The 14,646-nt window shown below is 70.2% G+C and carries 15 protein-coding genes; 8 read left to right on the top strand and 7 right to left on the bottom strand.

Translation table 11 applies throughout. From position 1 onward, the window contains the following. Nucleotides 1–447: 447 nt before the first annotated feature. The 3 genes from J8M51_RS01575 to J8M51_RS01565 all read right to left on the bottom strand — a co-directional run bounded on the left by J8M51_RS01575 (nt 448) and on the right by J8M51_RS01565 (nt 3,577). Nucleotides 448–1,281 carry a CmcJ/NvfI family oxidoreductase gene (locus J8M51_RS01575; protein WP_143673150.1) on the bottom strand — a complete coding sequence of 278 codons (834 nt, stop codon included), beginning with the start codon at nt 1,279–1,281 and terminating at the stop codon, nt 448–450. 78 nt (nt 1,282–1,359) lie between these two features. Then, nucleotides 1,360–2,271: a formyltetrahydrofolate deformylase gene (gene purU, locus J8M51_RS01570; RefSeq protein ID WP_086755326.1), complete on the bottom strand. Its 912-nt coding sequence runs from the start codon at nt 2,269–2,271 to the stop codon at nt 1,360–1,362. A 31-nt stretch (nt 2,272–2,302) separates the two neighbouring features. Next, nucleotides 2,303–3,577 carry an aminomethyl transferase family protein gene (locus tag J8M51_RS01565; RefSeq protein WP_218781430.1) on the bottom strand — a complete coding sequence of 425 codons (1,275 nt, stop codon included), beginning with the start codon at nt 3,575–3,577 and terminating at the stop codon, nt 2,303–2,305. Between the two features lie 491 nt (nt 3,578–4,068). On the opposite strand from J8M51_RS01565, the gene J8M51_RS01560 reads away from it, so the two are divergent. From J8M51_RS01560 to J8M51_RS01540, 5 genes are all read left to right on the top strand, one after another. After that, on the top strand, nt 4,069–5,709 hold the full coding sequence (locus tag J8M51_RS01560) for a thiamine pyrophosphate-binding protein (protein WP_086755324.1): 1,641 nt from the start codon (nt 4,069–4,071) through the stop codon (nt 5,707–5,709). Between the two features lie 160 nt (nt 5,710–5,869). Next, a complete protein-coding gene (locus J8M51_RS01555) occupies nt 5,870–6,631 on the top strand; it encodes an IclR family transcriptional regulator (protein WP_086755323.1) in 762 nt (253 codons plus the stop codon). A 129-nt stretch (nt 6,632–6,760) separates the two neighbouring features. Beyond that, nucleotides 6,761–7,384, top strand: a complete 624-nt coding sequence (locus J8M51_RS01550; RefSeq protein ID WP_086755322.1) for a nuclear transport factor 2 family protein — start codon at nt 6,761–6,763, stop codon at nt 7,382–7,384. Then, nucleotides 7,381–8,343 carry an intradiol ring-cleavage dioxygenase gene (locus J8M51_RS01545; protein ID WP_086755340.1) on the top strand — a complete coding sequence of 321 codons (963 nt, stop codon included), beginning with the start codon at nt 7,381–7,383 and terminating at the stop codon, nt 8,341–8,343. Before J8M51_RS01550 ends, J8M51_RS01545 begins: the two co-directional genes overlap by 4 nt. A 29-nt stretch (nt 8,344–8,372) precedes the next feature. Then, nucleotides 8,373–9,413 (top strand): maleylacetate reductase, encoded by a 1,041-nt coding sequence (locus J8M51_RS01540; protein WP_086755339.1) that lies wholly within the window; start codon nt 8,373–8,375, stop codon nt 9,411–9,413. A 506-nt stretch (nt 9,414–9,919) separates the two neighbouring features. Here J8M51_RS01540 and J8M51_RS01535 read toward each other — a convergent pair. Further along, nucleotides 9,920–10,912 (bottom strand): aldo/keto reductase, encoded by a 993-nt coding sequence (locus tag J8M51_RS01535; protein ID WP_086760075.1) that lies wholly within the window; start codon nt 10,910–10,912, stop codon nt 9,920–9,922. Between the two features lie 175 nt (nt 10,913–11,087). Between J8M51_RS01535 and J8M51_RS01530 the strand changes: the two genes are divergently transcribed. The 3 genes from J8M51_RS01530 to J8M51_RS01520 are packed head-to-tail and all read left to right on the top strand — an operon-like array spanning nt 11,088 to nt 12,261. Next, nucleotides 11,088–11,342, top strand: coding sequence for a hypothetical protein (locus tag J8M51_RS01530; RefSeq protein ID WP_086760077.1), 255 nt, complete (start codon nt 11,088–11,090; stop codon nt 11,340–11,342). Continuing rightward, entirely contained in the window at nt 11,339–11,710 is a 372-nt protein-coding gene (locus J8M51_RS01525) for a fic family toxin-antitoxin system, toxin component (RefSeq protein WP_086760079.1), read from the top strand. The genes J8M51_RS01530 and J8M51_RS01525 overlap by 4 nt, the downstream gene beginning before the upstream one ends. A gap of 5 nt (nt 11,711–11,715) precedes the next feature. Next, entirely contained in the window at nt 11,716–12,261 is a 546-nt protein-coding gene (locus tag J8M51_RS01520) for an AAA family ATPase (RefSeq protein WP_086760093.1), read from the top strand. 269 nt (nt 12,262–12,530) lie between these two features. Here the strand turns inward: J8M51_RS01520 and J8M51_RS01515 are convergent, their stop codons facing one another. The 3 genes from J8M51_RS01515 to J8M51_RS01505 form a co-directional block, all read right to left on the bottom strand. Further along, entirely contained in the window at nt 12,531–12,971 is a 441-nt protein-coding gene (locus J8M51_RS01515; protein WP_086760081.1) for a cytidine deaminase family protein, read from the bottom strand. An 81-nt stretch (nt 12,972–13,052) separates the two neighbouring features. Then, the gene (locus J8M51_RS01510) at nt 13,053–13,664 is read right to left on the bottom strand and encodes a calcium-binding protein (RefSeq protein WP_143673327.1); all 612 of its coding nucleotides are present in this window, start codon (nt 13,662–13,664) and stop codon (nt 13,053–13,055) included. 152 nt (nt 13,665–13,816) lie between these two features. Beyond that, complete coding sequence (locus J8M51_RS01505) at nt 13,817–14,566, bottom strand: hypothetical protein (protein ID WP_086760085.1); 750 nt, start codon at nt 14,564–14,566, stop codon at nt 13,817–13,819. Nucleotides 14,567–14,646: the final 80 nt, after the last annotated feature.

Genomic DNA, 14,646 nt, shown 5'->3' with positions numbered 1-14,646 from the left:
CGGAACGGCTGCACGCCGACCCGGACACCGCCTGGGAGGAACACGGGGCCGCCGCCGCGGTGCCGGAGTCGCTCGCATTCACCCTCAGCACGCTGGCCATACTGCTGCTCGTCCGTGCCACCGGCGTGACGGCGGCTCGCCGACAGGCCCCGTGTGAGACAAGACATCGTTGAGTCGTCGTGGCATCGAGCAACGGGCCCCGCGGGGTAGACGCAGGGGTCCCTGCCGGGGGCGAACCCTCGATCGCCTCCCGGCAGGGACCGGTGTCGAGCCGTCGGACCGATGAGCGCAACGGTGCTGATCCGGCCGACGAGCGGAGCCGGGCGCAGACCTGACGGACGGACGACGAGACGGGACCCCGGATCGGGCGGAGTTCCGGCGTCCCCGGTGGGGCCGGAAGCTGTACGGCCTGCACGGAGCTGACCCGAGTACGTCCCCAGCTGCCGCCTACTCGAAGAACGCCAGGAACCGCGCTTCGACACTGTGCCGCGGCACGAGGCCCGGGGTGCCCGCGGGGCGGTCGAAGGCGGTGTGCGCGACGCCGCTGCCCGAACGCTTGTCGGAGTCATATCCCTGGAACAGCAGGACCTCGTCCGGTTTCATCGAGTCGAAGTGCAGCCAACGGTGAGCGGGGTTGCTCTTCACCAGCCTGAGCTCGAAGAAGCACGACGGAAACTCCTCCGGGCCGAACCGGGCGTCGAACACCATGGTGTCGTCGTCGTAGTCCATGGTGGCCGGATCGATCAGTGCCAGTGAGCTCTCCTGCCGGGATTCGGACAGCGCACGCCAGGCCTGGACGATGACGACCCGTCGGAAGGGGGCGATCGGACCGTCGTCCTCCTCCGACAGCTTGAGCCATGACTCGACGCTGAGCGGGGTGTAGTCGAGGTGGGTGTAGCGGACGGGGCCGATCCCGCCCTCGGCCGTCCACTCGTTCTTGCGGACGAACGTGGTACTGCGCTGAGGCCGGACCTCCCGTGCGCCCGTGATCCGCTGGATCAACGAGCTCATCTCGTCCAGGTACACCGTCTCGAACAGCTGCTTGTCGTCGGCCGAGGTCACGGCGCTGTGATGGTCGACGAGCGTGTACCCGTCCCGCATGAGATCCAGGTCGCTCAGGGCGGGCCGGGCGTCGGCGATCCGCACCGGCGTCGCGTCGAGGCGGAGGTTGGTGCGTTCGGGCTCGACCACGTCGAACCTTCCCCGGCCGCCGGTGTCGACGGCGTAGTTGACCTCCGCGGCCGTGGTCGGCAGGCCGGGGTCGGCCGTGTTCGTGCGCATGCTCATGGTCCCTGTCCCCAATCCTCGTTGATGTGGTGGTGGCCGTTCGACGATGAGTGCTGTGGTTGCGGATGCGCGTCAGAAGACGATGGTGGTGTTGCCGTGCCGGGCGACCCGGTCCTCCAGGTGCCAGCGCACGGCTCTGGACAGCACGGCGCGTTCGACGTCGGCGCCGAGGCGCACCAGGTCGGTGGCGGTGTGCCCGTGGTCGACGCGGACGACGTCCTGTTCGATGATCGGGCCCTCGTCCAGGTCGGCGGTGACGTAGTGGGCGGTGGCTCCGATGAGCTTGACGCCACGTTCCTTGGCCCGCTGGTAGGGGCCGGCGCCGATGAACGCGGGCAGGAACGAGTGGTGGATGTTGATCAGCGGGCAGTCCACGCGGTCGAGGAAATCCGGCGTGATGATCTGCATGTAGCGGGCCAGTACCACCAGATCGACGTTTCCGCGCAACAGCTCCAAGATCCGTGCCTCGGCCTCGGGCCGGTTGTCCCGGGTCGCGGCAATGTGGAAGTACGGAATCCCGAACGGGCGGACCTCATCGGCCAGGTCGGGGTGGTTGGAGATCACGAGAGCGACGTTCATGTCCAGCTCGCCGCGCCGATGCCGCCAGAGGAGGTCCAGCACGCAGTGGTCGGTCTTGGACACCATGATCGCCACACGTTTGGGCTTCGTCTTCTCGGTCAGCCGGAACTCCATGCCGAACCTCTCGGCCACGTCCGTGGCGAAGGTCCGCTCCAACTCGTCGCGGGCGGCGCTCAGACCGGGCAGGTGGAACTCGGTGCGCTGGAAGAACGCCCCGTCCTCCGCGGCGGTGGAGAACTGGTCCAGCGACACGATGTTCGCCCCGGCCGCCGTGAGGAACGTACTCACCGCCGAGACCACTCCGGCCCGGTCCTGGCACTGGATCAGCAGCCGGCCGTGATCCGCACCGGTCCGGGCGGCGGGGGTGGCGCGCTGCAGGGGCAGCGCGGTCGGGGTTGCGGTCATGAGGTTCTCCGGGTGAGGTGGGCCGGACCGGTCACGACGAGGAGAGGTCGGCTCGGCGGTTGTCCTGCTTGTACGGCGCCGGCGCGACGGTCGCGCGGATGCGCTTCTGCGGGCTGCCCGGGTTCCCCCAGAGCACCTCGACCGGGGTACCGGGTTCGCTGTGGGCGACGTCGATGACACAGAGCGACAGCATCTCGCGGAAGTAGTAGCTGTACCCGCGCGACGTCGCGGCCCCGACGAGGCTGTCGCCGACGAGCACCTGGTCGTTCCACGCGAACCCGCGCTGGTCGCGGGGGATCTCCATGTAGTCGTAGGGCGTCCCCGACCGGAACAGCGACCCGTAGACGTCGGCGACGTCGTCGGCGTTCCACACCAGCGTGCGCATCACCCGTCGCGGGGCGGCCTTCTCCACCTCGAGGGCGGCGCGCCCCACGAAGTCGTGGTCGAACCTGATCCGGTTCCCCCAGCCGAGCTCGACGGGGGAGCGGTACCAGTCGCTGACGTCGTCGGACTCGAAGCTGCCGGCGATGTTGAAGGTCGCCGACGCCGCCGGCATCGCCGCCAGGAACTCCTCGCGGTACTCCGCCATGTCGTCGCCGTACATGGCCGGCAGATAGTCGGTGATGATCGTCGGGAAGCAGGCCTCCAGGTGGTTGATGAACACCGTCCGGCCGCCGAGCCGCCGGATCCCGAACTCCTCGCCCGCCTCCAGGATCGCTGCCACGACGTCCTCGGTGTTCTCACTCGGGCCCTGCAACTCGAAGCCGATCTCTCCGGCCATGCCCTGGCGCAGGGCACGCACCTCGTGTCCGCCCACGCGGATCGTGCGTGAGTGCATGAACTTCACGTCGCGCAGCGACTCCCCGGCGGCCTTCTCGACGACGTGCACGGCGGTCGGCCCGGAGACCTGCAGGACGTGCAGGTCGAGGACCTCCGAGGACACGTTGTACCTGCCCCTGCGCAGGTGGTGGTCCATCAGGAAGGTACCGCGGCCGAAGAGGACGAACTCCTCCTCGCCGACCCGGCTGAGGATCCCCTCGTGGATCACCTTCCCGTTCTGGTTGCAGTGGACGACGTGCTTGGACTGGTCCAGGTCGAACTTCGCGAAGCTGTTCACCGAGTAGTCGGAGAACAGCTTGAGCACCTCGGGACCGCGGTAACGCCGCTCCCACAGGAACGACCAGTCGCCGATGTAGCACGTCTCCTTCCACGACATGCTCTCGTCCTGCCAGTCGGTGTACTCCGGCAGACCCCATCTCGACGTGAAGTGTCCTTGCGGGGTTGTACGCATACTGCTGACGTCCACGGAGGGTCGCCCTTCTCGTCGGTGGAGGTGCAGGGCTCAGGTCGGGCGACGAGGGCGTCACCGGTTTGCAGCGACGGTAGGACCGCTTGACAAGCGGAGCGAAGCGTCGGCTGCCACTGAGCGGCAGCAGTCCGGGTCGCCGCCTGCCGAGTGATCCGGTGGTTCTCCGCGCTCTGCTGCTCAGTGGCACTGATGCCTGGACGTCCACCTCGTGAGGCTCCAAGACTGCGCTTCCGCTGAAACCGCCCAACCCGGGCAGGCAGGGCGGACGACGGGCCCCCGAACGCCGTCGTGGCCGCCGTTCCCCTCCGACGAAGGACGACCATGAATCCTGCCCACGGTGCCGCCCACCCCGATCCATCCGGACGGTCACGGCCGGCGACCGCCATCCTCCTTGCGGGTTCCACGCCCCGCAGTGCCGTGCTCACGGCGACGGCGCCGGTGTCGTACCCGGCCCGGGGCGGGTGCCGCTCAGTGCAGGCGGTGACGGTATGAAGGTCGCAGAAGCTGTCGGCCGTGAGCTCGCCGGACTCGGCGTCAGCCATGTGTTCGGCGTCGTGGGCTCGGGCAACTTCCACGTCACGGAGTCGCTGATCCGGCACGGCGCCCGGTTCGTGGCCGCCCGCCATGAGGGCGGAGCGGCCACGATGGCCGACATCCACGCTCGGCTGACCGGCCGGGTCGCCGCCCTGTCCCTGCACCAGGGGCCGGGCCTGACCAACGCGCTGACCGGCATCACCGAGGCGGCCAAGAGCCGGACCCCACTGCTGGTCCTGGCCGGGGACACGCCGGCCTGGCAGCGCACCTCCAACTTCTGGATCGACCAGGAGGCCGTCATCCGTGCCCTCGGGGCGGAGGTCGTCACCCTCACGTCGCCGGTCACGGCGGTGTCGGAAGTGGCTCGCGCGTACTGGCAGGCCGCGCACGAACGACGGACGATCGTCGTCAACCTGCCCCTGGACGTTCAGGAGCGCGAGGTGCCCGACGGCGTCCCGGTGTCGCCGCTGCCGGAACTGGAGGCACCGGCGGCGAGCGCAGCGGCCGTCGACCGTCTCAGCCAGGCTCTGATGAACGCCCGTCGGCCGGTCTTCGTCGCCGGTCGGGGCGCGCGCCACGCCTCCGGCCCGCTCAGACGCCTCGCCGAGCAGTCCGGCGCGCTGCTGGCGACGAGCGCTGTCGCCCGCGGCCTGTTCGCCGGTGACCCGTGGTCGGTCGACGTCATGGGTGGCTTCGCCTCACCCGCCGCGGCGGCCCTCATCGCCGACGCCGACCTCATTGTGGCCTGGGGAGCGAGCCTCAACCGGTGGACCACCCGCGACGGGACGCTCGTCGGTTCCGCGGCGACGATCGTCCACGTGGATGACGATCCGGGCGCCATCGGACGTCATCGGCCGGTGCATCTCGGGATCGTCGCAGACGTCGCGGCCGTGGCTCTCCAGGTCGGCGATGCCCTCGACCGAGCCGACCACGCCGTGACGGGGTACCGGACGACGGAGGTGCACGAGACCATCGCGACGCGCGTCGGCTGGCGGAACGTGCCCTACGAGGACCAGGGCGACGCGGACTGCGTCGATCCCCGCACGCTGTCGTTCGCCCTCGACGACATCCTGCCCCGGGAGCGCGTCGTCGTGCCCGACAGCGGAAACTTCTGCGGCTACCCCTCCATGTTCCTGTCGGTCCCCGACAACGACGGCTTCTGCATGTCCTTCGCCTTCATGTCCGTCGGTCTGGGGCTGTCCGGCAGTATCGGAGCCGCTCTGGCCCGACCGGATCGCCTGGCCGTGGCCGGAGTGGGCGACGGAGGGTTCCTCATGGGGCTGAGCGAGTTGGAGACAGCCGTCCGGCTGCGCCTGCCTCTCGTGGTGCTCGTCTACAACGACAGCGCTTATGGCGCGGAAGTCCACCACTTCGCGGACGGCGGGTTCGACCTCAGTGCCGTCGTGTTCCCCCAGACGGACCTGGCCGCCATCGCACGCGGTGTGGGATGCGAGGCGATCACGGTACGCGGCGTCGACGACCTCGGCGGTGTGAAGGCCTGGCTGGACGGGCCGCGGGCCGCCCCGTTGGTGATCGACGCGAAGATCGCGTCCTTCCCCTGCTGGTTCCTCGCCGACGCCATTCACCACGAGTAGGCCGGGGGAGGTGGGTCTCGGCCCCCGCCGGCCACTCAGTGGTAGGCCTCTAGCCACCCACGCACTAGGGTGAGGTCGAAACGGCGGAGGCCGGGGGGCGAACGGATCCGGCATCGTTCCATTGGGGCGCGCAGGGGCGGCACGCCCAGGGAGGTGGACGTTGTCCGGTAACACCAGTGAGCCGGGACGCAGTGTGTCCAGCCGCCTGCTCGCCGTACTGGGGGCCTTCGACATCAGTCGGCCGACACTCAGCCTCACTGAAGTCGCCGCGCTCACCGGCCTGCCGCTGTCCACGAGCAGGCGACTGCTGAAGGAACTCGCCGACTGGGGCGCTCTCGAGCGGCTCCCCGACCAGCGCTACCGGGTCGGCCTGCGACTGTGGCGGCTGGGATCCCTGGCACCCCAGCAGCGGAACCTGCGCGACGCGGCGCTGCCCTTCATGCAGGACCTGTGCGAAGCCACGCAGGAGAACGTCCAGTTGGTCGTCCTGGACGGGCTCGAAGCCCTGTGCATCGAGAGGATCTCGGCGGCGGGCGCGGTATCGACCAAGACCGTGGTGGGAGGGCGTCTTCCGCTGCACGCGACCGGTGTGGGCAAGGTCCTGCTCGCGTTGTCGCCCCCCGAGGTCCTCCAGGCCACGCTGCACAACGGGCTTCCACGGATCACCCGGTTCACGGTGACCGAGCCCGGGCGTCTGGCGCGCTCGCTCCAGGACGTGCGCCGCGCGCGTCTGGCCTTCTCGCAGGAGGAGATGACCCTCGGGGCCGTCTCCGTCGCCGCCCCCGTCCTGGGGCGCGACGACCGCGTCCTCGCGGCTCTGGGCATCGTCACCCGTTCTCGGGCGCGTCTGGAACGGCTGGCGCCCGCGGTGCGGGCCGCGGCTCTGGGCGTCTCCCGGGTGTGTGCCGCCCGCGAACTGTGACGGCCTGCCGGGCCCCGCGACGCACGCCGGCCCCTGCCACTGAGTGGCGGCCAGTCCTGGTTCGAACGACGACGGTTCAGCAGCATGGCGGTCGTGACCGTTACGCGAGGGATCGGACAAGAGCAGGCGATGTCGGACAAGGAATTCGATCTGGATCGTCTCCGGATCAGACAGCTGATCGAGGACTGGGCCGTCTGGCGTGATGCCGGGGACTGGCAACGCTTCGCCACCGTCTGGCACCCGCGCAAGGGGTGGATGAGCGCGACGTGGTTCCAGGGCACGGCGACCGAGTTCATCAAGGTCAGCCGGGAGGGCTTCGAGCACGGCGTGAGCATCCTGCACTTCCTGGGAGGCCACACCGCCGACATCGCCGGTGGCCGTGCCGTCGCGCAGACCAAGATGACCATCAGCCAGCGTGCCTCCGTCGACGGTGTCCTCGTCGACGTCGTGTGTACCGGTCGCTTCTACGACTTCCTCTCCCGCGACGACGGGAGGTGGACCATCGTGCGGCGGCAGCCGATCTACGAGAAGGACCGGCTCGACCCCGTGGACACCGTCGCCGAACTCAGCCTGGACCCCGAGCTGCTGGCCCGGTTCCCCGTCGGCTACCAGCACCTGGGATATCTGCAGACCAAGGCCGGCTTCACCGTCAAGGAGGGCCTGCCCGGGCTCACCGGTCCCGCGGTCGAGCAGTTGTACGCCGAGGGCGCGGGATGGCTGGCCGGGGCGGACAGCCCCGGGACCCCGGCATGACCGAGGGAGGGGACGACGGCGTGACGCGCTGGGGGCACTTCAGCGAGGAGAAGTCGGCCGAGACGGTCGCCGCCAGCTTCGCGAACACCCCCGACCCCCGGCTGCGGCAGGTGCTGACCTCGCTGGTGCACCACCTGCACGCGTTCGTCAAGGACGTGGAGCTGACCGAGCGGGAATGGGAGACCGCGATCGACTTCCTCACCCGTGCCGGGCACATGTGCACCGACGTCCGGCAGGAGTTCATCCTGCTCTCCGATGTCCTGGGCGTGTCCATGCTGGTGGAGACGATAAACAACCGCACCGGCGGCACCGCCACCGAATCCACGGTGCTGGGCCCGTTCCACATGGTGGAGTCCCCGCCGCGGGAACTGGGCGACGACATCGCACTCGACGGCCTGGGCACCCCGTGCCTGGTGTCGGGGCAGGTGACCGGCCCCGCGGGTGAGCCGCTGGCCGGGGCGGTGGTGGACGTGTGGCAGACCAACGAGGACGGCTTCTACGACGTCCAGCAGCCCGACATCCAGCCGCCCGGCAACCTGCGCGGACTGTTCACCACCGACCAGCAGGGCCGTTTCCGGTTCCGCTCGGTCGTGCCGCGCTACTACCCCATCCCCGACGACGGCCCGGTCGGCCAGCTGCTCGCCGCGACCGGCAGACACCCGAACCGCCCCGCGCACCTGCACTTTATCGTCGACGCACCCGGCTACCGGCGCGTGACCACGCACATGTTCGTCGCCGACAGCCCCTACCTGGACTCCGACGCGGTCTTCGGCGTCAAGGAGAGCCTCGTCCGCGATGTCGCGGAGGTCGACGACCCGGCCCGCGCGACCGAGGCCGGGCTGGCCAACCCGTTCCGCGCGCTGACCTTCGACATCAGCCTCCTGCGCACGGACCAGGCCCCGTCCGGCGCCGACCCGGCCGAGCCCGCGCCGACGGCCGCCCCCGGTGTCCCGTCGTGACCCGCGCGTTCACCTACACGGCGCAGCCGATGCGGGTGCTGTTCGGCGCCGGAACCCTGGCCCAACTCCCCGACGAGGTGGCCGGGCTGCGCCTGAACCGGGTGCTCGTCCTGTGTACGCCGGGCCAGGAGAGGACCGGTCGGCGCGTCGCCTGCATGTTGGGGCAACGGGCGGTCGGGGTGCTGGCCGAGGCTCGCATGCATGTTCCGGCCGATGTCGCCGCCCGCGCTGGTGAGCGGGTCACGGAACTGGGCGCGGATGGGTGCGTGGCCGTCGGCGGCGGCTCCGCGATCGGCCTGGGCAAGGCGATCGCCTTCCAGCACGGCCTGCCCGTGATCGCCGTGCCCACCACCTACGCCGGCTCCGAGATGACCCCGGTGTGGGGCCTGACCGAGGCCGGGGTGAAGCGCACCGGCCGCGACCCGCGGGTCCTGCCGCGCAGCGTCCTCTACGACCCCGAACTCACCGTGGGACTGCCGGCGCCGGTGTCGCTCACCAGCGGCATGAACGCCATCGCCCACGCCGTGGAAGGCCTCTACGCCCCCGACGCCACACCCGTCGTCTCGCTGATGGCGGAGGAGGGTGTCCGGGCGCTGACCGCCGCGCTGCCCGCCGTGGTCGCCGACGGCAGCGATCTCGACGCCCGGTCCGATGCCCAGTACGGTGCCTGGCTGTGCGGTGCCGTGCTGGGTGCCACGACGATGTCGCTCCACCACAAGCTGTGCCACTCCCTCGGCGGCGCTCTCGACCTACCGCACGCACCCTCCCACACCGTCGTCCTGCCGCACGCCCTGGCGTACAACGCTCCAGCCGCACCGCAGGCCCTCGCCGTCCTCTCGCGTGCCCTTGGCGGTGCACCGGATCCCGCCCGGGAGTTGTGGGAACTCGCCGTCCGACTCGGCGCACCGAGGTCCCTCGGTGAACTCGGCATGCGCGAGATGGACATCCCGCGGATCGCCGAGCTCGTTCTCGCCCGTCAGTACGCCAACCCCCGGCCCCTCACCCGCGTCGGCGTCGAAGGACTCCTCATGGCCGCCTGGGCAGGAGCGCCGCCGACGAGCGACGCCTGAGATGCAGTGGGCGGTGCACATTCACAACTACGACGAGTACGTCACCACCTCGAGGTCGGGGAGTGTAAATCTAACGACCTATTCATATTCGGTGGTGACGGAGCGTGCTGTTACCCGAGGATACGACACCGTCGCCGAGGAGGGACGGCACCGACGTCGACGTACCCCGCGTCCTGCCCGCGCGCGCCACCGGGACCGGTGACGGACAGTGCCGCGGGCCCTGACCGGGACGCCCCCGCGACCGCGGACATCGGACCCGGACCCGCCACTGAGGCGCGAGCACCGCGGTGGACCGGGACGGCCCGGCGGCCCTCGCGTTCGCCGGACCAATCCCGAAGGTGGACCGGGGCAACCCGACCGCGGAGGAACTGGCTGCCGTGGTCACGTGCTTTTCGCCCGTGCGGCGGCGGCTCCGACGACGACACCGCAGAGCCACCTGATTGACCCTCGCCCCAGCGCTGTGGTGCGTTCTGCTCCGGGGCCGTGGAGCCCCGGGCCGCCCACCGCTACCAGGCGAAGGCCTCCGGAGACGCGCCCGGCCCCGGGAAGATCTCGTCCAGCCCGGCCAGCACTTCCTCGCTCAGCTCCAACTCGACGGCCCGCAGGGCGGATTCGAGCTGCTCCGCCGTGCGCGGGCCGACGATCGGGCCGGTCACGCCGGGACGGGTGAGCAACCAGGCCAGGGCAGCCTCGCCGGGCTCCAGACCGTGCTTCTCCAGCAGGTCCTCGTACGCCTGGATCTTCGCGTGCACCTCGGGGCCGGACATGGCGCCCGCGGCCCGCCCCTCGCTGCGCCGGCCGCCCTCGACCTGCTTCTTCAGCACACCGCCGAGCGCACCGCCGTGCAGCGGCGACCACGGGATGACGCCGAGACCGTACTCCTGCGCGGCCGGGATGACCTCCATCTCGGCACGGCGCTCGTAGAGGTTGTAGAGACACTGCTCGCTCACCAGGCCGATGGTGCCGCCGCGGCGGGCGGCGGTCTCGTTGGCCTGGGCGATCTTGTAGCCGGGGAAGTTGGAGGACCCCACGTAGAGGATCTTCCCCTGCTGGATCAGGACGTCGACGGCCTGCCATATCTCGTCGAACGGGGTGTCCCGGTCGACGTGGTGGAACTGGTAGACATCGATGTGGTCGGTCCGCAGCCGCTTCAGCGACGCGTCCACGGCACGCCGGATGTTCACCGCCGACAGCTTGTCGTGATTGGGCCACGCCGCGTCGTCCGCGCTCATGCTGCCGTACACCTTGGTGCCGAGTACGACCTTGTCCCGCCGCTCGCCGCCCTTGGCGAACCAGTCGCCGATGATGCTCTCGGTCCGGCCCTTGTTCTCACCCCAGCCGTACACGTTCGCCGTGTCGAAGAAGTTGATACCGGCGTCCAGTGCCGCGTCCATGATCGCGTGGCTGTCGGCCTCGTCGGTCTGCGGACCGAAGTTCATGGTGCCGAGGACGAGTCGGCTGACCTTGAGTCCTGTGCGTCCGAGCTGCGTGTACTTCATGGACCCACGCTAGTCCGGTGGAGTGCGCTCTAGGCAAGCGCGTAACTCCGCGTCCCGCCCCTCCGTGACACACCCTGCCCAGCAACAAGTCACAGCGTCTGGTCACCTGCGATCGGCCGCGGCGTTCTCACCGTTGTCACCCTCTGAGTGCTACCACCCTGCTACCCTCCCGGAGGTGACTTCCACGAAGAAGCAGACACAGGTCCGGCTGGACGAGGGCGTGCTCGCGGCGGGCAAGGAGGCCGCGGCCTCCCGCCAATTGGATTTCAACAAATACATAGAGCGGCTCATCATCGAGGACACCACCGGCGCCCGCGCCGCCGGCATGGCCGCCGCCCAGAGGTTCATCCACGAGCACGGCGCCTTCCTCGGCGACCTGGAGCGGCGGCTCGACGCCCGCTGCACGGAGCCGCAGTCGGGTGCCGCGTGATCCTGCATGTGGACGAGTCCTGGATCCTCGAAGTGGCGGAACGAGCGGGCCACCGCGACCCAACCGCCGACGACTACGGCGTACCCATCGCTGCGATCGCCCGGCACCGCGGCGAACTTCTCGACACACCCGTCTACGACGGCCCCTACACCCGCGCGGCAGCCCTGGTCCACACCCTTGGCCGCTGCCGCTGGCTGGAGCGTTCCCACCTCACCGTGGCCTGCGCCGTCGCCGTCATGTATCTGGAAGCGAGCAACATCCCCGTGGACCCCACCCGTGAACAGCTCACCGCCCTCGCCCACGAGTTGAACAACCCGCACGGCACCGCCACCCAGGTTGCCTCCCTGCTGCGCACCTGGAAGCCGTGACCCGCGTGGACACAGGGAAAGTGGGCACCGAGGAGACCCGGCTGGTCCTGCTGCGCGGCAATTCCGCCTCGGGGAAGTCGTCCGTCGCGGACGGCCTGCGGGACAGGTTCGGCCGTGGCGTGGCCCTCGTCGGACAGGACAACCTCCGCCGTACCGTGCTCCGCGAACGCGACCGACCGGGAGCCGCGAACATCGGCCTCATCGAGATGACGGCCCGCTACGCCCTCGACGCCGGCTTCCACGTCGTCGTCGAAGGCATCCTCTACGCAGACCGCTACGGCGACATACTCGCCCGGCTGCGCACCGATCACCGGGGACCGACGCACGCCTACTACCTGGATGTGCCGCTCGATGAAACCCTCGCACGGCACACCACCAAACCGATCGCCGACGTCGTCGACGCGGCTCGGCTGCGCGACTGGTATCGGCCGTGCGATCTGCTGCCCGGTGGCATCGAGACCGTCATCGGCGCCGACAGTGCCCTGACCGAGACCGTCGACCGCATCATGTGCGACACAGGCCTGGCCCATCTGCCCGCGGTGGACCGCTGAGCGGTCCGGCCGGGCGGCTCCGTCCCGCCGGGAGCAGGCCGGTCTCCCAGCCGCGTCCAGCGCCATGTCCAGGGCGAGATCATGCCGGGTCACCGGTCGGCGGCCCGGCTGGGGGAGCCAGGACGCCGGTACCCGCGTCCGTGACAGGGGCAGGCGTGGATGGGAAGTTCCCGGAGCGTTCGGCGGGCGTGGGCACGGCGCCGAGCGGGCCCGAGTCGACGACGTCCGTGATACGGCGTGCCCTGGGGAGGCGCCGGTTCCTGCCGAGGCTAATGAGACGCTTCGGGGGACGTGGTCGCGTCCATGGGGAGTTGATGGTCGGCCCAGACATAGCTCTCGGGCAGCAGGTCGGTGATGGCGACCGTGCGGACGCGGTCGCCGTCACCGACGATGACCTCGAGGGCGGGAAAGTAGTCGAGCAGGACCTGACGGCACCGGCCGCACGGGGCGACGACGCCCCGGTCGCGGTCGCCCACGGCGACGACGGTGTCCAGCTCGGGGGCGCCCTGGGCGGCGGCCGTCCCGATGAGGACCAGCTCGGCGCAGGGGCCCCCGGTGAAGTGGTAGGCGTTCACCGCGGTGATGATCCGCCCGTCCCGGGCGCGACCCGCCGCCGCCATCGTGTGGTTGTCGCCGTGGCAGCGTGTACGGGCGACCCGGGCCGCGGCCTCGATCAGCTCGTGGTCGACGTGGTGCGTCCGCGTGGTCATCCCGTCTCCGCCTTCCCCAGGTGTCGGCTTGCCGTGGCCCAGGTGTACCGCCCTGTGACGTCGGCGCGCAAAAGACGGGGATCAGCGCTCGCAGCTGTCCTTGAGGTCGTCGGCGTCCCCCGTGCACCTGTCGGAGCCGCCGTCCCCGTAGGAGCGGTCGTTGCCGATGGAGAAGTCGGCGGCGTTGATGCGGTCGTTCCCGTTCCTGCCGAACATGACGTCGTCGCCGGGTCCGCCGGTGATGTCGTCGACCCCCGCGCTGCCGAAGATGGAGTCGTGACCGGCCTGGCCGTCCAGGAAGGTCGCGGAGTTGGCGGTGTAGTCCAGCGTGATGATGTCGTTGCCCGTGCCGCCGCTGATGTCGGCGGGCATGTTGCCCGTCACGAGGAGTATGTCCCCGAGGTCGCCCATGTTCACGGTCAGGGTCCGGCTGTCGAACGGGCAGTACACGGTGTCACCGTCGACCCGGGTGCAGCCGCTTCCCGCGGTGACCGTGTCGCCGCCGTCGCTGATGTAGACCCTGTTGCCGGACAGGGAGACGGAAAGGTCGTTCGCCTTCCCGGCCGCGGCGTCGACATGGATGCGAACCGTGTCCACCCGCACACCGGTCGCGGCGTGTGCCTGCCCGGCGGACAGCACCGTCGCCGCACCCAGCACCACGCTCGTCACCCCGGCCTGTACCGCTCTGCGCATCGAGGTCTTCAATGTTCCTCCTGTTTCACCCCGTTGACCACCGGCTGGTCCCGCCGGGCTCCAGGATGGAGTGCGGAGCGGCGGCGGCACATGGGGGTAGATCCCCCAAGTACCGCCGATGACAAGGGTGTTGGACTGCCAGGTCGGGCCGGTCAGGGGGTGAAGACCTCGTCCAGGCGGTCGATGGCACCGTCACCGCCGAGGTGATAGGTGAAGACCAGACCGGAGTTCGGATGGGCCTCCAGCCAGTCGAGGAACTCCTGGACGCCGATGGGCTGGTTCTCCGTGCTCTCCACGATGGGTGTGGTGACGGTGATGTCCGCGGCCTGGTCCAGCGGGATGAAGGTCTCCTTGCCGACCGTCTCGAACGGCGCACCGTCCGAGTCGGGGGTGCCGCATCCCCAGTTGCCGTGCTTGACGATCAGACTCAGGAAGCCGCCTTCCGGTGTGTAGCGGTAGACCGCGATCTCGTCGGGGGAGATCGGCATCTTGTGGTCGCAGTCGTCTCCGCCGCCGTCCCCGCCGCCGTCTCCGCCGTCGGCGCCGGCCGAGGTGGTCCCCGCGGTGCCCGAGGCCCCTGAGCCGGCCGGTGACTTGGAGGCGGCCGGATCGTCCCCGGGGTTTCCGGCGCCGCCGCCCGCGTCCGTCGAGCCCTTCGCGCCGGACGTGTCACCGGACTTGCCGCCGGTCGCGCCGCCGCCGGTGTCCGCCTGGTCGTCGGTGTCGCTCGCCGCCGTGGCCGTGGCGGTCGGCTTCGAGTCACCGGCGGCCCCACTCGTACCGCTCGTACCGCCGCCCCCGGAGCAGCCCACCAGGCCCAGCGCCCCGACGGCGCACAGGCCCAGCACGGCAGCCCTGGCGGCGCCGGGTCTGCGGCGGCTCGTTCTCGGCGTCAGGTTCATGGTCCGTCCCCCACCCTTTGGTTCTCGATATCTCCGTGAGCCCCGTCGGCTCGGGAGGAAGGGACGAGTTTCAGCCGTAG

It is taken from the genome of Streptomyces griseiscabiei (assembly GCF_020010925.1).
Classification (GTDB): Bacteria; Actinomycetota; Actinomycetes; order Streptomycetales; family Streptomycetaceae; genus Streptomyces; species Streptomyces griseiscabiei.
The sequence above is the reverse complement of the archived record's forward strand: the minus strand, read 5'-3'. Positions and strand labels throughout refer to the sequence as shown.

Coding starts and splice junctions, on each gene's coding strand:
- J8M51_RS01515 (WP_086760081.1), bottom strand. CDS start 12,971: ATGACCACGCGGACGCACCACGTCGACCACGAGCTGATCGAGGCCGCG.
- J8M51_RS01550 (WP_086755322.1), top strand. CDS start 6,761: ATGTCGGACAAGGAATTCGATCTGGATCGTCTCCGGATCAGACAGCTG.
- J8M51_RS01540 (WP_086755339.1), top strand. CDS start 8,373: ATGCGGGTGCTGTTCGGCGCCGGAACCCTGGCCCAACTCCCCGACGAG.
- J8M51_RS01560 (WP_086755324.1), top strand. CDS start 4,069: ATGAAGGTCGCAGAAGCTGTCGGCCGTGAGCTCGCCGGACTCGGCGTC.
- J8M51_RS01510 (WP_143673327.1), bottom strand. CDS start 13,664: ATGCGCAGAGCGGTACAGGCCGGGGTGACGAGCGTGGTGCTGGGTGCG.
- purU (WP_086755326.1), bottom strand. CDS start 2,271: ATGACCGCAACCCCGACCGCGCTGCCCCTGCAGCGCGCCACCCCCGCC.
- J8M51_RS01535 (WP_086760075.1), bottom strand. CDS start 10,912: ATGAAGTACACGCAGCTCGGACGCACAGGACTCAAGGTCAGCCGACTC.
- J8M51_RS01575 (WP_143673150.1), bottom strand. CDS start 1,281: ATGCGCACGAACACGGCCGACCCCGGCCTGCCGACCACGGCCGCGGAG.
- J8M51_RS01505 (WP_086760085.1), bottom strand. CDS start 14,566: ATGAACCTGACGCCGAGAACGAGCCGCCGCAGACCCGGCGCCGCCAGG.
- J8M51_RS01545 (WP_086755340.1), top strand. CDS start 7,381: ATGACCGAGGGAGGGGACGACGGCGTGACGCGCTGGGGGCACTTCAGC.